Source organism: Flavobacterium terrigena (assembly GCF_900108955.1).
GTDB lineage: Bacteria > Bacteroidota > Bacteroidia > Flavobacteriales > Flavobacteriaceae > Flavobacterium > Flavobacterium terrigena.
Genome location: NZ_FNYA01000012.1, coordinates 1 through 19,509, shown reverse-complemented (window position 1 = coordinate 19,509; position 19,509 = coordinate 1). Strand labels below are relative to the sequence as shown.

16 protein-coding genes are annotated in these 19,509 nt (G+C 30.9%); 11 read left to right on the top strand and 5 right to left on the bottom strand.

The genetic code is table 11. The features are described from left to right. Positions 1-136: 136 nt before the first annotated feature. The 3 genes from BMX42_RS14085 to rho form a co-directional block, all read right to left on the bottom strand. Entirely contained in the window at positions 137-1,240 is a 1,104-nt protein-coding gene (locus BMX42_RS14085; RefSeq protein WP_218141450.1) for a tetratricopeptide repeat protein, read from the bottom strand. A gap of 50 nt (positions 1,241-1,290) precedes the next feature. Next, positions 1,291-2,844: a helix-turn-helix domain-containing protein gene (locus tag BMX42_RS14080; protein WP_091315982.1), complete on the bottom strand. Its 1,554-nt coding sequence runs from the start codon at positions 2,842-2,844 to the stop codon at positions 1,291-1,293. Between the two features lie 215 nt (positions 2,845-3,059). Beyond that, complete coding sequence (gene rho / locus BMX42_RS14075) at positions 3,060-4,796, bottom strand: transcription termination factor Rho (protein ID WP_091315979.1); 1,737 nt, start codon at positions 4,794-4,796, stop codon at positions 3,060-3,062. A gap of 183 nt (positions 4,797-4,979) precedes the next feature. On the opposite strand from rho, the gene BMX42_RS14070 reads away from it, so the two are divergent. Continuing rightward, positions 4,980-5,390 (top strand): DUF4293 domain-containing protein, encoded by a 411-nt coding sequence (locus tag BMX42_RS14070; protein WP_091315976.1) that lies wholly within the window; start codon positions 4,980-4,982, stop codon positions 5,388-5,390. A 119-nt stretch (positions 5,391-5,509) separates the two neighbouring features. Here BMX42_RS14070 and BMX42_RS14065 read toward each other — a convergent pair whose 3' ends face one another. Beyond that, positions 5,510-6,004, bottom strand: coding sequence for a metallophosphoesterase family protein (locus BMX42_RS14065; RefSeq protein ID WP_091315974.1), 495 nt, complete (start codon positions 6,002-6,004; stop codon positions 5,510-5,512). Between the two features lie 186 nt (positions 6,005-6,190). Between BMX42_RS14065 and truA the strand changes: the two genes are divergently transcribed. The 7 genes from truA to BMX42_RS14030 all read left to right on the top strand — a co-directional run bounded on the left by truA (position 6,191) and on the right by BMX42_RS14030 (position 14,260). Continuing rightward, positions 6,191-6,925, top strand: a complete 735-nt coding sequence (gene truA / locus BMX42_RS14060) for a tRNA pseudouridine(38-40) synthase TruA (protein WP_091315969.1) — start codon at positions 6,191-6,193, stop codon at positions 6,923-6,925. A 22-nt stretch (positions 6,926-6,947) separates the two neighbouring features. Next, positions 6,948-8,774 (top strand): ABC transporter ATP-binding protein, encoded by a 1,827-nt coding sequence (locus tag BMX42_RS14055; RefSeq protein ID WP_091315965.1) that lies wholly within the window; start codon positions 6,948-6,950, stop codon positions 8,772-8,774. 67 nt (positions 8,775-8,841) lie between these two features. Next, positions 8,842-10,230 carry a dihydrolipoyl dehydrogenase gene (gene lpdA, locus BMX42_RS14050; protein WP_091315962.1) on the top strand — a complete coding sequence of 463 codons (1,389 nt, stop codon included), beginning with the start codon at positions 8,842-8,844 and terminating at the stop codon, positions 10,228-10,230. 143 nt (positions 10,231-10,373) lie between these two features. Next, positions 10,374-10,868 carry a hypothetical protein gene (locus BMX42_RS14045; RefSeq protein WP_091315959.1) on the top strand — a complete coding sequence of 165 codons (495 nt, stop codon included), beginning with the start codon at positions 10,374-10,376 and terminating at the stop codon, positions 10,866-10,868. 328 nt (positions 10,869-11,196) lie between these two features. Beyond that, positions 11,197-13,095: an SPFH domain-containing protein gene (locus BMX42_RS14040; protein WP_091315955.1), complete on the top strand. Its 1,899-nt coding sequence runs from the start codon at positions 11,197-11,199 to the stop codon at positions 13,093-13,095. A gap of 147 nt (positions 13,096-13,242) precedes the next feature. Beyond that, on the top strand, positions 13,243-13,725 hold the full coding sequence (locus tag BMX42_RS14035; RefSeq protein ID WP_143055662.1) for a hypothetical protein: 483 nt from the start codon (positions 13,243-13,245) through the stop codon (positions 13,723-13,725). 100 nt (positions 13,726-13,825) lie between these two features. Next, positions 13,826-14,260, top strand: coding sequence for a VOC family protein (locus BMX42_RS14030; RefSeq protein ID WP_091315947.1), 435 nt, complete (start codon positions 13,826-13,828; stop codon positions 14,258-14,260). A gap of 51 nt (positions 14,261-14,311) precedes the next feature. Here BMX42_RS14030 and glmM read toward each other — a convergent pair whose 3' ends face one another. Further along, the gene (glmM, locus tag BMX42_RS14025) at positions 14,312-15,712 is read right to left on the bottom strand and encodes a phosphoglucosamine mutase (protein ID WP_091315944.1); all 1,401 of its coding nucleotides are present in this window, start codon (positions 15,710-15,712) and stop codon (positions 14,312-14,314) included. 45 nt (positions 15,713-15,757) lie between these two features. On the opposite strand from glmM, the gene BMX42_RS14020 reads away from it, so the two are divergent. From BMX42_RS14020 to BMX42_RS14010, 3 genes are all read left to right on the top strand, one after another. Continuing rightward, entirely contained in the window at positions 15,758-16,447 is a 690-nt protein-coding gene (locus BMX42_RS14020) for an acyl carrier protein phosphodiesterase (RefSeq protein ID WP_317040037.1), read from the top strand. Continuing rightward, positions 16,425-17,093, top strand: coding sequence for a DNA alkylation repair protein (locus tag BMX42_RS14015; RefSeq protein WP_091315939.1), 669 nt, complete (start codon positions 16,425-16,427; stop codon positions 17,091-17,093). Before BMX42_RS14020 ends, BMX42_RS14015 begins: the two co-directional genes overlap by 23 nt. A gap of 154 nt (positions 17,094-17,247) precedes the next feature. Beyond that, positions 17,248-18,987 (top strand): chloride channel protein, encoded by a 1,740-nt coding sequence (locus BMX42_RS14010; protein ID WP_091315935.1) that lies wholly within the window; start codon positions 17,248-17,250, stop codon positions 18,985-18,987. The last annotated feature ends 522 nt before the right edge of the window (positions 18,988-19,509 follow it).

Here is a 19,509-nt window from a genome sequence, read left to right as displayed (position 1 = left end):
GTTAGTGAAGTAAAATTATATATATAAATACATATATATATTGTGTTATCTTTTAAAATTACCGAATTTTAAAAGCACAAAAACTACCTAAAAACGTGATAAAATAAGCAGGTTAGCCTATTTTACAGTGTAAGTATTATTTTAAATTTTGGAGCGTATTTATTTGGTCTTGGAGAGCAGAAATTTCTTTCTTTTTTAATTTAATAAAATATAAAAATGCAAACACGAGCAAAATTATAGTAAAGAATATTGCTATATAAGCAAGGTAAAATTTAGGTAAACTATTTTTAAATTTAAGATTTAATTCAGATTTTTTTTCTTTTAATGATTCACTAATAGATTTTCTTTCATTTTCCTTTATCAACTTTTGCGTTGACAGGTACAAGTTATGAAATTTTTTATAATTATCCCAATTATTTAATGCTAAATAATTCTCAGCCAAACCTTTATATAATTGTTTATTTAAAACTAAATCATTTACTTGCGCAGAAATTTGCTTCGCATTATTAAGAAAATTGATAGCTTCCGCATGTTTTCCTTCTTTAGTACTTACTTCCGCCAAACCTTTCAAAGCAAAAGCATGCAAACTGTTTGCATTAGCTTTTTTAGCAAACTTAATCGCATCTAAAAAGTTTTCCTTCGCTTTTGAATACTCAAGCATTTGTAAATGACAATTCCCTTTATTGTATTTTGCAATACTTATTGGTGAATTTGGTGATTTCGACTTCGATTTTAAAAGTGATGAAATACCTTTATCGAAAAAGTCAATAGCAATGTCACAATTTAATTTTTCTTTATAAATAAATCCTCTGACCACATAATTTACACCTAAGTAATAATGAATAGAATCTTTTGATGGGTATTCTAAAATTAATTGTTCAGACTGATCTAAATATTGAAGTGATTTATCATAAATTTTTAGCTGCTCATATTGAATTCCCATTTTATTATAAATGATGATTTTCAATAATTTATCATTTGACAAATGCAATATCTGACTAGCTTTATTTACATATAAAATAGATTTTTCATAATCTCTTTTAGATGAATAAGCATCAGAAATCAATTTATAAGTTTTTATTTTAATATCAGTATTGTCTTTTGCTTCTTTTATAATTTGATTTCCTAGAGCAATTGCTTTATCTGGATTTTCATACATTAAAGCCGTTCCTTCTTTTATAATACTATCATAGTTTTTCTTACTTTGAGCATTCATAAAAAACGGAAATAGAAGAAACAAAAGAACTAGTTTCTTACTATTAAGTAGACAATTATGTAGAAAAATGGCTATCATGCTATTTTTTTGGCATTTTCTTCTTTTAATAATTCGATAAATGTTACAGGAGAAATTCCAGTAATAGATTTGAAAATTGTTGCAAAACTACTATGAGAAGTAAAACCTGAAACTTCAGCCAAATAGCTAATTTTATAATTCATAAAGTTTGAATCAGATTTTAGCTTTTCAACCAAATAATTTATTCTCAACTTATTTATGTACGTATTGAAATTTACATTATAATGAGAATTGATAATTTCAGATAAATATTTAGTGTTGGTTTCAAATTGACCCGCTAATACAGCTAACGAAATATCATTATTTGTAAACTTAGTTGTGTTTTCGAATTTTTTTAATTTACTTAAAATCAATTCTTCCGTTTCTTTTGGAATATTGATTCTTTTAAGTACTTCAATTTTCACAACTTTATTTTCAATTGTATTGGTTCTCGTTAATTCTAAATATTTTAAAACTTCCGTTAAATTAATTTTTCTTTGTTGGTATTTTCTCCAATAAAAAAAGCAAACTATAAATGTCAATCCAAAAATGATAAAACAAATGTATAGACTTTTAAAATAGTTCTCTTTTTTCGCTTCTTCAATTACATTATACTCTTCAGAAATCAAATTATAGGCAACGTTTAGTGTATTTTCTTCCATTCCAGATAACTCACCATCAATATCTTTAAATAATTTATACGTTTCTTTGTAACTACTTTCGTCATTTAATGCCTGATAATTTATTAATTGTTGTCTAACAATTCTGTATTTTAAATATTCATTTTGAATAAAAGTGGCATCATTCATTGCTTCGTTTAAAAGTCTTTTGGTTTTTTGATACTCTTTATTTTGAAGACTTATATTTGCCAAACCAATAAGAATATTGACTTTTGCATTTAAGTTTTGAATCTCTTCTTTCTTTATACCTTCTAAAACCGAATTATAATACTGGCTAGCTAATTCTAAATTTTTTGTTTCAAGATAAAAATTTCCCATAGCAACTTTTTTCCAAAGTTTAACTTCGGGATGTAGTAGTCCATTATTAGATTTTAAAAATTCAATCCCTTTTTTGGCTGCAACTGAATTGAAATCGTAACTAATTTTTTCAATATTAAAAAGTGTTGTTGCGTTTAGTTTTGCTTCTTCATCACTTATATTTTTGATTTTATTTTCAATATTGTTTAAAATTAAATTTACTTCATCAAATAAATTTATTTTTCTGAAAATCTTAGCTTTATAAATTTCAATTTCAATTTGATCTAATTCTGATAGATAAGAAATGTATTCTTTTTGATCAAATAAAAAGGTAAGTGAAGCACTATAATCGCCATTAACAAAATAGGTTTTAGCAATAATTAAATTAATTTTTGCTTTTTCGCTATTGGTTGTATTCGATTTACTTAGTAAGTGTTGAGCAATTTTTAAAGACTGTTTTGGATTGGTAAATATCAAAGATTCCATTTCCGTATTCAAACTCTCTTTATTCTGACTATTTTGGGCGTGAGCTTTTAATGATATTAGAGATATCAATAAAAAATTTATAGTAAAATGAAATAGTTTTTTATTCATTTTTATACCATTGGGGGTTATTCAAAATACAACATAATTCTTGTGCAAATATACATAATTAAACAAGAAAAAATTGACAATATTCTCACGTATTTCATCAATTTTGTTACATCACTAATATATACTTTTTATTTTAAAAAAATACTACTTTTTGAAATAATTTTTAGACACAAAAAAAGCGACATAAAGCCGCTTTTTTTATTTTTTTTTAATTCCTAATCATTCATAGAAATTAAAAACTCTTCGTTATTTTTAGTTCGTTTGATACGAGATTCAATAAATTCCATCGCTTCCACAGGATTCATATCCGCTAAGTATTTACGTAAAATCCACATATGTTGTAACGTTGATTTGTCTAATAATAAGTCGTCACGACGCGTACTTGAAGAAACCAAATCGATAGCTGGGAAAATACGTTTGTTAGATATTTTTCTATCTAATTGTAATTCCATGTTACCTGTTCCTTTAAATTCTTCGAAGATTACTTCGTCCATTTTAGAACCAGTTTCTGTTAATGCAGTTGCAATAATACTTAATGAACCACCATTTTCGATATTACGAGCCGCTCCAAAGAAACGTTTTGGTTTTTGTAATGCATTAGCATCTACTCCTCCACTCAGTACCTTTCCAGATGCGGGTTGAACTGTATTGTAAGCTCTTGCTAAACGTGTAATTGAATCTAATAAAATCACTACGTCATGTCCACATTCTACCAAACGTTTTGCTTTTTCTAAAACAATATTAGCCACTTTTACGTGTCGATCTGCTGGTTCATCGAAAGTAGAAGCAATAACTTCGGCACGTACACTACGTTGCATATCTGTTACCTCTTCAGGTCTTTCATCAATTAATAAAACAATTAAATATACTTCAGGATGATTGGCCGCAATTGAATTGGCAATATCCTTTAATAACATCGTTTTACCTGTTTTTGGTTGTGCTACAATCATCGCACGTTGTCCTTTACCAATTGGCGAGAACATATCGATAATTCTAGTAGATATAGATGTGTTTTTTCCTGATAAATTAAATCTTTCTTCAGGGAAAAGTGGTGTTAAATGTTCAAAAGAAATTCTATCACGAATAACCTGAGGATCATGTCCGTTTATTTTTAAAACGCGCACTAAAGGGAAAAATTTCTCACCTTCTTTTGGTGGGCGAACCACACCTTTTACAGTATCTCCCGTTTTTAATCCGAATAAACGAACTTGTGATTGTGATAAATAAATATCATCAGGAGAAGCTAAATAATTATAATCTGAAGAACGTAAGAAACCATAACCATCTGGCATCATTTCTAAAACACCTTCACTTTCAATAATTCCGTCAAATTCAAAATCAGATTCGCGGAAGTTTTTATTTCCGTTATTCTTATTAAACTTTGGATTGTTATTTTGGTTATTATTTTTCTTGAAATTTGGATTCTGATTGTTTCTTTCTTGTTCAGTTGTTTCTGCCTTAGCTTCGCTCGATTCGTCTTCGCCTCGGGTTTCTTCGTTTGAAGGCTCTGCTACAACATTTTGTGTATTCTCATTAGTATCAGAATTTCCATTTTTCTCCTTTTTTTCTTCAACAACTTGTTTTGGTTGTTGACTATAAGATTCTGATTTAACTTCAGCATCCAATTCAAAAGATAACGTTTCTTGAGCTCTGTTTGAAGATTTCACAACTGGCTTCTTAATTCTTGCACGTTGTGTTTTAGCATCGTTATCAGCAACAACAGGTGCAACTTCTTGAACCTCTGCAACTTCCTTAACTGCTTTTGCAACTGGAGTAACTTTTTTAGCGGGTTTCTCAGCCTTAGGCTTATCTTCTGAAGAATTTTGAGCGTCTAATATTTGCGTAATTAATTCATCTTTTTTTAAAGTTTTGAATTTTTGAATATTAGCAACTTTTGCAATTTCTTGCAAATCAGAGAGTTTCATCCCTTTTAATATAGATGTATCAAACATAAATGTTTATGGATTTTTTAATCTTAATAAAATGAAAAAATTGTGATGAGAATTTTTTGCTGTTTTAAAGTATCGTATAATGAAGTACTTACGATTATTCTATGCAATATTACGAATATTTTATTATAAAACAATAGTTTTTTTAAAAAAGAAAACATAATTTTGTCACTATAAAAATAAAAAATGTTACAAAGAATTCAAACGGTTTATTTGCTTATATGCTTCGTTATTTCAGGTGTTTTACCCCTGTTTATAAGTTTATGGCCAAATGTAACCAAAAAAGAAGAGCTATTTACTCATGCTATTTTGTTTTCAATTTTATTTGCATCAAGTGCTTTATTAGCAGTTGTAAGTATGTTTAGTTATAAGAAAAGACAAAACCAGTTTGTGGTAAACAGACTGAATATGATATTAAACTTTATTATTATAGGATTATTAGTATATCATTCACTAAATCTACCTGGAGAAGCGAAAGTTTCTGAGAAAGGTATTGGGATGTTTCTACCAATTTTTTCTATCGTTTTTCTTGCTTTGGCTAACAGGGCAATTAAAAAGGACGAAGATCTCGTAAAATCTGTGGACAGAATACGATAAACCTATCATCTTAGCTTATTAGTGCGTAGAAAATCCGTTTTGAGAAATCAAAGCGGATTTTCGTTTTTAGGAACTTCTCAATATTACGTAAATCGTAAATCAAAATTCATAAATTCAATTTACTTATCTCCTATTTCAATAATCTCTAAACTCTGAATTTTATCACCATCAATTTCAAAACGTAACATCGTTCTTTTTTGATGAAAACCAGAAATTCCAGCAGCACCCGGATTCATGTGCAAACAGTTTAATTTTTTATCAAACATCACTTTTAAAATATGCGAATGTCCGCAAATAAATAATTTAGGAGGATTTTTAGTTATCTCTTCTCGAATAGCTGGACTATATTTTCCAGGATAACCACCAATATGCGTAATTAAAACTTCCACACCTTCACAGAAAAATCTGTTGTTCAAAGGAAATTCTAAACGCGCTTCGTGATTGTCAATGTTTCCAAAAACTGCTCGTAAAGGTTTTAGTTTTTTAATAGTATCTGTAACCTTTAAATCACCAATATCACCCGCATGCCAAACTTCATCCGCTAATTTCACGTATTTTAAAATAGTTGCGTCAATGTGACTGTGCGTATCAGAAAGTAAGAGTATTTTTTTCATATCGCAAAAGTAAGAAATAAGTTTCGCCACGAAGACGCAAAGGCACAAAGTTTTTATTAAAGTTGCGAAGAAGTTTTACAACAAAGACAATCAGTCGCAAAGTTTTTATTAAAATCTGTGAAATCCGTTAAATCTGTGTTCCAATAAATTGAAAATGATTATTTTTGCCAAACAAAATCAGAAAAATTGAGATACTTCATCGAATTTGCCTATAACGGAAAAGAATATTTTGGGTTTCAAGTGCAACCGAATGCGATTTCAATTCAGGAAACTTTAGACAAATCTTTATCTTTATTACTTAGAGAAAAGATTGAAATTGTTGGCGCTGGACGTACCGATTCTGGTGTACACGCCAAACAAATGTTCGCACATTTTGATACAGAAGTTGAATTTGATGTACAGAATACTATTCAGAAATTAAACTCGTTTTTACCAAAAGATATTGCGATTTTCAATATTATTGAAGTCAAACCAGATGCTCATGCCAGATTTGACGCGACAAGCAGAACGTACGAATATCACATCAATACATTTAAAGATGTTTTTAATGCTGACGGAAGTTGGAAAGTGCATCATAAATTAGATTTAGATTTGATGAATGAAGCAAGCAAAATGCTATTCGAATACATTGATTTTGAATGCTTTTCTAAAATTCATACCGATGTAAGAACTTTCAATTGTAAAATCACTGAAGCACATTGGCAACAAAGTGGAAATCAAATAATTTTTACCATTACCGCCGATAGATTTTTGCGAAATATGGTTCGAGCCATCGTTGGAACACTAATAAATGTTGGGATTCACAAAACCTCTTTATCCGATTTTAGAGCAATTATTGAAAGTAAAAGCAGAAACAAAGCCGGATTTTCAGTTCCTGCTCACGGATTATATCTAACAAAAGTAAAATATCCTTATCTTTAGCCTTTAAAATTATATAAGCCAAATGAGCGTTTTAAAATCATCCTCTTTTAAAAAAGTATTACAATACGCCAAGCCATTTAAAAGCAAACTAGTAAGTGTTGCTTTTTGGGCTATTTTTTTGGCAATTGTAGCGGCTCTTAGACCTCTGGTTTTAAACATTACTATCGATAAATACTTCGTAAATTCAGGTAAAGAAACCAATGTTATTCAGGATTACTTTCTGAATTTAATGAGCTTTATTCTTGAAGATGGTAATGATGGTTATAACATAAAAGTATTAGTTGCTTTAATGCTTATTATATTAATTTTAGAGGTTGTTGCTCAATATTTCTTCGTTTACATTTCAAGTTGGCTCGGGCAAGATATTGTTAAAGATATTAGAGAAAAATTATTCGCACATTTAGCAAGTTTCAAAACAAAATATTTTGATAATGAACCTGTTGGAAAACTAATTACACGGTGCGTTTCCGATATGGAAAACATTGCCAGTATTTTCAGTCAAGGTTTGTTTATGATTGTCAGTGATTTCTTGAAAATGATAATTGTTTTAGCTTTTATGCTGATTATCAACTGGAAAATTACAGCTATTGTTTTACTTATTATGCCAATTATTTTAATTGCGACAAACATTTTCAATAAGAAGATGAAAGTGGCTTTTAACGAAGTTCGTAATGAAGTAGCGAATTTAAACACGTTTATTCAAGAACGATTAACTGGAATGAAAATAGTTCAGTTATTTAATCGTGAAAAAATTGAATTAGAAAAATTTAAAGAGATCAACCACAAACACAATAAAGCTTGGTTAAAGAACATTTTATACAATAGTATCTTCTTCCCTATTGCCGATATCATTTCAAGTATTACTTTAGGTTTGGTAGTGTATTTCGGTGCACTATTAATCATTAACGGCGATACAGAAACTAGTGTTGGACAACTAATTTCGTTCAACATGTACATTTCCATGTTGTACAATCCATTACGTCAAATTGCGGATAAATTCAATGTATTACAAATGGGAATTGTGTCTGCTGATAGAGTTTTTGAAATTTTAGATTCTGATGTTGAAGTTCAAGATAATGGAACCATTCATTCTGAAAAATTCCACGGAAGTATTAAATTTCAAAACGTAAGATTTAGTTATCTGAAAAATGAAGAAATCTTAAAAGGTATAAATCTAGAAGTAAAAGAAGCGGAAACTGTTGCTATTGTTGGTGCGACTGGTGCTGGAAAATCGACAATCATTAATTTATTAAATCGTTTTTACGAAATTGATTCAGGAAAAATATTGATCGATGATATTAATATTAACGATTATACTTTAGAAACGCTTCGAAAAGAAATCGCCATGGTTTTGCAAGATGTTTTCTTGTTTGCCGATTCTATTTACAACAACATTACCCTTTTCGATGAAAATATAAAAAGAGAAGATGTTTACAATGCGGCGAAAAAAATCGGAATTCACGATTTTTTAATGTCGTTACCAAACGGATACGATTATGATGTAAAAGAACGTGGTGTCATGTTATCTTCTGGACAACGCCAATTAATTGCCTTTTTACGCGCTTATATTAGCAATCCGAGTATTTTAATTTTAGATGAAGCCACTTCTTCTATCGATTCACATTCGGAAGAATTAATTCAAAAAGCAACCAAAACATTAACCGAAGGAAGAACTTCAATTATCATCGCACATCGTTTGGCAACCATCGTAAATGCTGATACTATCATTGTGATGGACAAAGGTTTAATCGTAGAAAAAGGCAAACACAAAGAATTATTGAAACTAGAAAACGGTTACTATAAAAAATTATACGAAGCACAATTTGAAAAACCCGAAGTTGTATCGTAAAAATAAATAAATATTTACTAATTTCGCATTCAGAAAAATAAGATAAAAACACAATAAAATATAAAAAATGAAATACGATATTATAGTTTTAGGAAGTGGTCCTGGTGGATATGTTACAGCAATTAGAGCCTCACAATTAGGATTTAAAGTTGCTGTTATTGAAAAAGAAAATTTAGGTGGAGTTTGTTTAAATTGGGGTTGTATTCCAACGAAAGCATTACTAAAATCGGCTCAAGTTTTCGATTATTTAAAACATGCTGCTGACTACGGATTAAAAGTAGATAATGTAGATAAAGATTTTAACGCAGTTGTTGCCCGTTCACGTAATGTGGCTGGTGGAATGAGCAAAGGTGTTCAATTCTTAATGAAAAAAAATAAAATTGATGTTATCGATGGTTTTGGAAAAGTAAAACCAGGTAAGAAAATTGACGTTACTGCCGCTGATGGTAAAGTAACGGAATATTCTGCTGATAACATTATTATTGCTACAGGAGCTCGTTCTCGTGAGTTACCAAACTTACCACAAGATGGTGTAAAAGTAATTGGATACAGACAAGCAATGACTTTACCAACGCAACCAAAATCTATGATTATTGTAGGTTCTGGTGCGATTGGAGTGGAATTTGCTCATTTCTATAATTCAATGGGAACTGATGTTACGATTGTAGAATTTATGCCAAATATTGTACCAGTTGAAGACGAAGACATTTCTAAACAAATGGAGCGTTCAATGAAAAAAGCAGGTGTAAAAATTATGACTAATTCTTCTGTGGAGAAAATTGATACTACAGGAAATGGTGTAAAAGCGACTGTAAAAACAGCTAAAGGAGAAGAAACTTTAGAAGCTGAAATTTTACTTTCAGCAGTTGGAATTAAAACAAACATTGAAAATATTGGTTTAGAAGAAGTAGGTATTGCTACAGATAGAGACAAAATCTTAGTTAATGATTTCTACCAAACTAATGTTCCAGGATATTATGCCATTGGAGATATCACTCCAGGTCAAGCTTTAGCACACGTTGCTTCTGCAGAAGGAATTCTATGTGTGGAAAAAATTGCAGGTTTACACGTTGAACCATTAGATTATGGAAACATCCCAGGTTGTACTTATGCAACTCCAGAAATTGCTTCTGTTGGTTTAACTGAAAAAGCAGCTAAAGAAAAAGGTTACGAAATTAAAGTTGGTAAATTCCCATTCTCTGCTTCAGGAAAAGCAACTGCTGCTGGAACTACAGACGGATTCGTAAAAGTAATTTTCGATGCAAAATACGGTGAATGGTTAGGTTGCCATATGATTGGTGCTGGAGTTACTGATATGATTGCGGAAGCAGTTGTAGCTAGAAAATTAGAAACTACTGGTCATGAAATCTTAAAAGCGGTTCACCCTCACCCTACTATGAGTGAAGCGGTTATGGAAGCTGTTGCTGCTGCTTATGATGAAGTGATTCATATTTAAGATTTACAATTTTAGATTTACAAAGTAATATATAAATATCAAAACCGTCTTGTTGCAAAACTTGACGGTTTTTTTTAGCAATTGGCATCATTATTGTCTATATTTGGAATAAGCAGACTAATAATTAATTTAAAACCAATAGTATGAAAGTAATTTTTAAAAAATCGATTAAAATTTTTGCCATGTTTGCCTTAATAGGTCTATTCTTTTTTCCAACAGAAATGTTTAGTCAAGGTCCTCCAAAATGGGCTCCAGCTCATGGATACAGAGCAAAAACAAGACATATTTATTTTCCAGAGCAAAATTTTTATTATGACATCCAACAGAGATCATATTTTTATTTAAACAGCGGCAAATGGTCAATTAGCGTAGCAATTCCTACACCTTTTATAAGTATTAACTTAGGAAGCGCACCGCAAATTCAATTAGATTATTATGGAGCTTACCCATATTATTACAACACAACTCATTGTGTAAAATATAAAAAGGTTAAAGTAAAAAAAATGAAACCTAATAAAGTTGTGGTAATTGATGGACATCATCATCACAATGACAATCATCATGGCAATGGCCACGGTGGTGGTAATGGAAAAGATAAAGGCCATGGAAATGGAAAAGGTCACGGCAAAAAGAAATAATTTTTATTAAAAATATCAAAAACCGTCTTGTTACAAAACTTGACGGTTTTTTTTATGCAATTCAGAAAAACTCAACTAATTAATTCACAACCACTTCCCTATTAACTAAAAATATTTATTTAAAAATTTGTAACTTATTATTTACACTTACGTATAATAATAGATTTTTATTTTAAACGACCTTCAAATGGCACATAGGTGTTAATACTATCTTTTCAAAAAACAATTCTTACTACAGAATTTGAAACTGCACAATCACAGATTAACCACATTTTAATCTCTTTTCAGAATAAAAATCAAAAACATTTATCAACTATAATAATTTAATATGACATCAATTTTCGATTTTTGGTGGGTGCTAGTTTTAGTCCTTACCATTGTATTTTACAAATTTGTTTTACGTGTTTTCTTCGGAATGGTTATTGTTCCAGAAGACAAAATTGGTTTAGTAACCAAAAAATTCGTGCTTTTCGGAGCTGATAAGTCTTTGCCAGATAGTAGAATTATTGCTACTAAAGGTGAAGCCGGTTTCCAAGCGCAATCTCTAGCTCCAGGTTTATATTGGGGAATGTGGATTTGGCAATATTCTGTTGATATGACAGCTTTCACAATTATTCCTGAAGGAAAAATTGGATTGGTTTTAAGTAAAGATGGAAAAGAAATTCCAACAGGTAGAATTTTAGCTAGAAAAGTAGATTCAGATAACTTTCAAGATGCAAAGGCTTTCTTAGATAATGGTGGGCAAAAAGGACGTCAAACTGCTTTTATTACAAGTGGATCATATCGTATTAATACGTATTTATTTGAAATTATTATTATTGACCAAGTAAAGATTTATGAAAACATGATTGGAATTGTAACGGCTCTAGATGGTGAGCCAATTCCACAAGGTCAAATTGCAGGTAAACTCACAGAGGAACATAACAATTTTCAGGATTGTGATACCTTTTTACAACAAGGTGGAAACAGAGGTTTACAACCAAATGTAATGCTTGCAGGTTCGTACTATATCAATACTTGGGCATTTCAAATTGAACAAAACCCGATGACAGATGTGCCAATTGGTTATGTAGGAGTAGTTATTTCATATATTGGTGAAGACGGAAAAGATGTTACAGGAGACACATTTAAACATGGAAATATAGTTTCAAAAGGACAACGTGGTGTTTGGATGGAACCACTTGGACCAGGAAAATATGCATTAAATAAATATACAACAAAATTAGAAGCAGTTCCAACAACTAACTTAGTTTTAAACTGGGCAAATGCAAGAAGTGAATCACATGATTTGGATAAAAATTTATCTACAATTACGGTTCGTTCTAAAGATGGTTTCCCATTTAATTTAGATGTGGCTCAAATTATTCATGTTCCTGCAAATGAAGCTCCAAAAGTAATTGCTCGTTTCGGTAGTATGACAAATTTAGTTTCTCAGGTATTAGAACCAACAATTGGCAACTATTTCCGTAACTCGGCGCAAGATAGTGATGTAATCTCATTCTTGAGTACACGTAAAGAAAGACAAGAATCAGCTAAAAACCACATTAAAACAGTCTTAGATGAATACAACGTAAATGCGGTGGATACTTTAATTGGTGACATTGTTCCTCCAGATTCATTAATGAAAACCTTAACGGACAGAAAATTAGCAGAAGAAGAGCAAAAAACATATCAAACACAAAAAATGGCGCAAGAACAACGTCAAGGTATGGAAAAAGAAACTGCTATTGCTGACATGCAAAAAGAAATTGTTCGAGCTTCTCAAAGTGTGGAAATCGCACAACGTACTGCAGATGCAACGGTTAAGAAAGCAGAAGGAGACGCTACAAGTTTAAAACTAAACGTAAATGCAGAAGCAGAAGCTACAAAAATGAGAGCCATTGCAGAAGCAGAAGCGACTAAAGCAAGAGCTGGTGCACAAGCAGAAGCAACAAAATTAAACGCAAGTGCTGAAGCAGAAAAAATCTCAAAAACTGGTTTAGCTGAAGCGGAGAAAATTATGGCAATTGGTAAATCAACTGCAGAATCATATCAATTACAAGTTTCTGCAATGGGTGGCGATAACTTTACGAAATATAAAATTACCGAAGAAATTGGTAAAGGAAATATTAAAGTAATTCCTGATGTTTTAATTTCTGGAACAAACGGTTCAGAAGGCGGAATTAGTGGTTTATTAGGGATGAAACTCATGGAAATGATGGATACCAAAAACGAAGATAAAAAATAACCTTTTTAAAATCCGTTCCATTTATTTGGAACGGATTTTTTTTAGAACAATTTTTGAGAATAATTATATAACATTTTATATTAATCATGTAACTCAAAATCTTGTGTGATGTTTAATTTTACATTATATAATTTAAATAGTTTAATTATGAAAACTCAAACCTCAAAAACCAAAAGTTTTAAAGTCTTTATAATAGCCTTATTATTAGGTTTATTTATTGTTCCTGAAACTTCATTTGCACAGCCTCCAAAGTGGGCGCCAGCACATGGATACAGAGCAAAAACAAGATATGTATATTTTCCACAACAGAATTTCTATTATGATTTACAAGCCCATCATTATTTGTATTTAAACAATGGTGGTTGGTCTATAAGTGTAGCTGTTCCTACTCCTTTTATTAGTATTAATTTAGGAGTTGTTCCACAAGTTCAATTAAATTATTATGGTGGTTATCCTTATTATTATAATGCCGATCATCGTGTAAAATATAAATCAGTAAAAGTTATACAACCTAGAACTCGAGTTATTTACGCTAAAGAAAAATATAGCAACGATAATGGTCATGGAGTCAAAATCAAAAATAAAGGAAATGGAAATGGAAATGGTAAAGGAAATGGTAAAAACAAATAAAATTATAACATAAATTTAAAAAATCTGCTGAGTAAATTTGGCAGATTTTTTTTATATTTACTTTTCAATTTTGAACTAAAAAATCTAAAAAAATAAAATTATGGCAACAGTAAACAGTTATCTTACCTTTAATGGTAAAACAGAAGAAGCATTCAATTTTTACAAATCGGTTTTTGGTGGTGAATTCGCTTATATCGGTAAATTTAAAGATATGCCAGCAGACGAAAATTGTCCGCCTCCAAGTGCAGAAGAAGGTGAACTTATTATGCACGTGAGCTTACCAATTAGTAAAGAAACAATCTTAATGGGAAGTGATGCAACAAGTTTTAGCGGAAGTGTAACTTCTGGAACTAACTTTTCAATTTCTATTAATGCAGATAGCAAAGAGGAAGCAGATAAATTATTCGCTGGACTTTCTGCAGGTGGAAAAGTAACAATGCCAATGGAAAATACATTTTGGGGTGCTTATTTCGGAATGTTTACCGATAAATTCGGAATCAATTGGATGGTAAATTTTGATGAAATACCAAAATAAAATATATTAAACCTGACAGGTTTCAAAAACCTGTCAGGTTTTTTTTTATCATTAAATCCCAGAAATAACTTTCAATTCCTTTACAAAACGTTCCGCTAATACATCAGCTTCTTGCTGTTTTGGCGCTTCAGTATAAATTCTGATAATTGGTTCTGTGTTCGATTTTCTTAAATGCACCCATTCTGTTGCAAAATCAATTTTCACACCGTCAATCGTAGAAATTTGCTCATTTTTATATGTCGCCGTTAACGATTCTAAAATCGCATCCACGTCAATTTGTGGAGTCAATTCAATTTTATTTTTACTCATGTAATATTGCGGATAACTCGCACGTAATTCAGCAACCGTTTTATCTTGACCAGCCAAATAAGTTAAAAATAAAGCGACTCCAACCAAACTATCTCTTCCGTAATGCAATTCTGGATAAATAATTCCGCCGTTTCCTTCACCACCAATAATTGCATTGGTTTTCTTCATTAATTCTACCACATTCACCTCACCTACTGCACTCGCTTGGTAACTTCCATTATGTTTTTCAGTAATATCGCGTAAAGCACGGGACGAACTCATATTAGAAACCGTATTACCTGGTGTTTTACTCAATACATAATCGGCCACAGCTACTAAAGTATATTCTTCACCAAACATTTCTCCATCATTAGAAATAAAGGCTAAACGATCCACATCTGGATCCACAACAATACCGAAATCGGCTTTTTCATCAATAACTAATTTGCAAATATCACCTAAATGTTCTTTCAAAGGTTCCGGATTGTGAGGAAAATGTCCGTTTGGTTCACAGTATAATTTCACCACTTCCACACCCATTTGTTCTAGTAAATTCGGGATAATAATTCCACCTGTTGAATTCACACCATCAACAACTACTTTATATTTCTTAGTTTTCACTAAATCTGCATCCACTAAAGGCAATTCCAACACTTCATCAATATGAATATCCATGTAAGAATCGTTAACAGTTACTTCACCTAAAGTATCTACATCAACAAAATCAAACGCTTCTGCATCAGCAATTTCTAAAATTTTAGCACCTTCTGCTCCACTTAAAAACTCTCCTTTGGCATTTAACAATTTCAAGGCATTCCATTGTTTTGGATTGTGTGAAGCTGTTAAAATAATTCCACCATCTGCATTCTCCATTGGAACAGCAACTTCCACAGTTGGCGTAGTTGATAAACCTAAATCAATCACATCAATTCCTAAACCTAAAAGGGTATTTTGTACTAAATTATGAATCATCGGTCCAGAAATTCGGGCATCACGACCAATAACCACTTTCAGCTTTCTTCCATCTTCCAACTTCCCGCTTCCAGCTTTTAAAAAGGTTCCGTATGCCGAAGCAAATTTTACTGCATCAACTGGAGTCAGGTTATCTCCTACTTTTCCACCAATAGTTCCACGAATTCCTGATATAGATTTTATTAAAGTCATTTATTTCAATTTTTTTTATGAATTACAAATATAAAAAGTTCAGCATTGGATTTCAATAAAACTTTGAAAGATTTTTATATATTTACGAAAGAAATTTCAACACAAAACCTTCTAAACTATAAAAATTTGAATTATTTAGCTCATATATATCTTTCAGATGATGATGATTTTATTAAAATTGGCAACTTTATGGCCGATGCGGTAAAAGGAAATCATTATGAGCAATATCCAATTGGTATTCAAATCGGAATTAGATTACACCGTTTTATTGATAGTTTTACCGATTCTCATGCAGTTTATAGGCAAAGTAAACATCGCTTACACGAAAAATTCGGACATTATTCTGGTGTAATTATGGACATTGTTTACGATCATTTTTTAGCTAAGAATTGGAAACAATATTCTAAAACAAAACTAGAAGATTATGCAGATGATTTTTACACATTATTACAAGATAACTACAATATTTTAACGGAGAAAACTCAGAATTCGTTACCCTATATGATGGAAACCAATTGGTTAGTGTGTTATAAAACGTTAGCCGGATTGGAATTGATTTTATTTCAAATGGATCATAGAACGCAACATCGTGTAAATATGCCAGCTGCAATGGAAGATATCAAAGAATTCTATACCGAAATTGAACAAGAATTTTTTATCTTTTTTACCGAATTAGAACAACAATGCAAATTAGAATTAGATAAGTTAAGAAATGAGTTTGATTACAGAAATTAAGCAGTCATTTGAGGTCAATGAAGATGTTGTTTACGGACAAAAACAAAGTGATTATTTAAAAAATAATTTTCCTTTTTATGGCATTCCAACTCAGGCCAGACGTGAGATACTAAAAAATTGTGCTGCTGAATACCAAGAAGACATTAAAGATAATTTTCGAACTATTTGTTGGGAATTATATCAATTTCCACACCGAGAAATGCATCACGCAGCAATCGATATTTTCTTAAAAGAAATCAAGAAGAAATTTCAAATTAATGATATTCATTTAATTGAAAAACTCATCATAACTAACTCGTGGTGGGACAGCGTAGATACATTAGCAAAATATGCAGTTGGTGGTTATTTAACGAAATTCCCTGAAAAAAAATATGCAATTATCGATCAATTTTCCAATTCTGATAATATGTGGCTAAACCGAACTGCCATAATTTTTCAATTAGGTTATAAACAAAAAACCGATTTCAATCTTTTAATTTCCGAATGTGAAAAACACAAACATTCTAATGAGTTTTTCATTCAAAAAGCCATTGGTTGGGCTTTGCGCGAATATGGTTCCGTAAATCCATCTGGTGTTTTAGAATATGTAAATCAGGCCAATTTAAAACCTTTAAGCAAAAAAGAAGCCATAAGAAAGATTATCTAAATTAGTCAACTTTCAAAGGTTTCAAAGTGTCAATTATTTTGTTTAGCAATTAAAAATACCGTATTTTAGCCATTCTAAATAAAAAAAATTCCCTGTGTTTAAATCAATACAAAAAATAACAAATTTTTTTGAACAATATTTTTCTAAGTTGAAGATGGTTTTAGAACCACGTCAGTTTTTGTATGTATCTAGCGTATTAGTTGGATTATCTGCTTCATTAGCTGTAATTATTTTAAAATCTTTTGCTCATAATGTCTTTATATTTTCACAATATTTAAACAATAAATTACACTTACCTTACAGTAAAAGTACTTTACCTATAATCGGAATTTTATTAACAGTTTTTGTAATAAGAAACTTTTTAAACGGAAACATCCAAAAAGGAACTTCACAAATTATGTATGCCGTTGCTAAAAAACGTAGCGTTATGCCAGCAAAACAAATGTATGCGCAAATTATTACGAGTTCGTTAACCGTTGGTATGGGTGGAAGCGCCGGTTTAGAGTCACCAATTACTATTACTGGTGCAGCTTTCGGAAGTAATTATGCCTTAAAATACAGATTGAGTTATAAAGACAGAACCTTACTTTTAGCCTGCGGAGTGGCAGCCGGAATAGCAGCAGCATTTAACGCGCCAATTGCAGGTGTTTTATTTGCTATTGAAGTAGTTTTAGCAGAAATTAGTATTACGGCTTTTACGCCTTTAATAATTAGTGCTGCTACAGGTTCTATATTATCAATGATTTTAATGAATGAAGATATATTATTCAGTTTCAAAACTATTCAACATTTTGATTCTAAAAATATCGTTTTTTATATTTTCTTAGGTATATTATCAGGATTAGTTTCTATTTTTTATGCAAGAAATTTCAGAAAAATTGAACACTATTTTTCAAAACGTTCTAAAAATTCCTATAGAAAAGCTTTATTTGGTGCTTGTATCTTAGCTGGTTTAATTTTTATATTTCCTTCTTTATTTGGTGAAGGTTACGAAGGTATCAAACTTTTAGCTGCCAATCAACCAGAAAAATTATTGGAAAACACACTAGTTGCAAAATTTGAAAACAACAAGTGGATCATTTTCGGATTCATCACACTAACACTTTTATTCAAAGTTTTTGCCACCGGAATTACCTTAGGTGCTGGTGGAAATGGTGGTAACTTCGCTCCTTCTCTATTCGTAGGCTCGTATTTAGGATTTTCCACAGCGTACTTTTTCAACATGTTAAAAATTACGAATTTACCGATTAGTAATTTCACATTAGTTGGAATGTCGGGTGTGTTGAGTGGTTTGTTTCATTCACCGTTGACAGCCATTTTCTTGATTGCGGAAATTACCGGAGGTTATAGTTTAATGGTGCCACTAATGTTGGTTTCTTCTATTAGTTTTGCCATTTCGAAACACTTTGAACCGTATTCATTTGACATTAAAAATTTAGCCGATAAAGGTGAAGTTTTTACAGATGATAAAGATAAAAATATTCTACAATCCATCGATGTTAAAAAACTGATTAACAACAATTTCAACCCTGTTACCCAATCTAAAACCTTAGAAGCTTTAATTGAAAAAATTGCCGCTTCAGATGATGTTATTTTCCCAGTTTTAAACGACGATAAAAAACTAATAGGCTTAATTTACTTAGATGATATTCGTCCGATTATATTCTCTGCATTTAAAGTAAAATACACTTCTATCACCGAAGTAATGCAACCTGTAAAACAGAAAGATATTGTAGATTTTGAAGACAATATCGAAACCATTATGAATAAATTTGAAACCACACAACAAATTATTTTACCAGTTGTACAAGATAAAGTTTTTATTGGTTTCATCTCTAAATCTGATATTCTAGAAAAATACCGCGAGCAATTGAAAGAATTGGTGATTGAGTAGAGATTATTTATATTTACAAACAACAACAAACAACAACAAATACTTATAAATAATTGAAAACGAAATGTTCGGATATTTATGAGTTGTACGCAATTGGAAGTATGGAACTTGATAAATAGTCGAAAAATTTTGTGGAAAAGCTTGAGTTAAGAAACGGAAAAATGGATTTGTTTTTCGTCAAGCCTTGCAAAAGAAATTTGCTGAAAATGTATTTTCAAAGCGAAGTCGCTAAAAGGCTTGCCAAAGTTATAAGAAAAAAATGACAAAGTCAAATGTTTTTTATTGTAACTGTTTTAACTCTAGTGTTTAGCGAAATTTTTAAGACTGAGATTTAAAAAAACTGCGCCTATCATTACGGTCTGATAGGAGTCAATATTTTAAAATCATTTATCTAACTTTCTTAACATTCCAACTGTAACTGTTATTTCTTATCTTAGCCGACAAGAAACAACAGCGCACAACAGCGGTTAACCGCAATCCTGCCCAAAAAGGCAGCACTGCGGTTAGCCGCAAAACGTTGTA

What these genes read in the sequence shown, in the direction of transcription:
- BMX42_RS14080 (WP_091315982.1), bottom strand. Translation starts at nt 2,844, where the DNA reads ATGAATAAAAAACTATTTCATTTTACTATAAATTTTTTATTGATATCT.
- rho (WP_091315979.1), bottom strand. Translation starts at nt 4,796, where the DNA reads ATGTTTGATACATCTATATTAAAAGGGATGAAACTCTCTGATTTGCAA.
- BMX42_RS14070 (WP_091315976.1), top strand. Translation starts at nt 4,980, where the DNA reads ATGTTACAAAGAATTCAAACGGTTTATTTGCTTATATGCTTCGTTATT.
- BMX42_RS14065 (WP_091315974.1), bottom strand. Translation starts at nt 6,004, where the DNA reads ATGAAAAAAATACTCTTACTTTCTGATACGCACAGTCACATTGACGCA.
- BMX42_RS14055 (WP_091315965.1), top strand. Translation starts at nt 6,948, where the DNA reads ATGAGCGTTTTAAAATCATCCTCTTTTAAAAAAGTATTACAATACGCC.
- lpdA (WP_091315962.1), top strand. Translation starts at nt 8,842, where the DNA reads ATGAAATACGATATTATAGTTTTAGGAAGTGGTCCTGGTGGATATGTT.
- BMX42_RS14045 (WP_091315959.1), top strand. Translation starts at nt 10,374, where the DNA reads ATGAAAGTAATTTTTAAAAAATCGATTAAAATTTTTGCCATGTTTGCC.
- BMX42_RS14040 (WP_091315955.1), top strand. Translation starts at nt 11,197, where the DNA reads ATGACATCAATTTTCGATTTTTGGTGGGTGCTAGTTTTAGTCCTTACC.
- BMX42_RS14035 (WP_143055662.1), top strand. Translation starts at nt 13,243, where the DNA reads ATGAAAACTCAAACCTCAAAAACCAAAAGTTTTAAAGTCTTTATAATA.
- BMX42_RS14030 (WP_091315947.1), top strand. Translation starts at nt 13,826, where the DNA reads ATGGCAACAGTAAACAGTTATCTTACCTTTAATGGTAAAACAGAAGAA.
- glmM (WP_091315944.1), bottom strand. Translation starts at nt 15,712, where the DNA reads ATGACTTTAATAAAATCTATATCAGGAATTCGTGGAACTATTGGTGGA.
- BMX42_RS14015 (WP_091315939.1), top strand. Translation starts at nt 16,425, where the DNA reads ATGAGTTTGATTACAGAAATTAAGCAGTCATTTGAGGTCAATGAAGAT.
- BMX42_RS14010 (WP_091315935.1), top strand. Translation starts at nt 17,248, where the DNA reads ATGGTTTTAGAACCACGTCAGTTTTTGTATGTATCTAGCGTATTAGTT.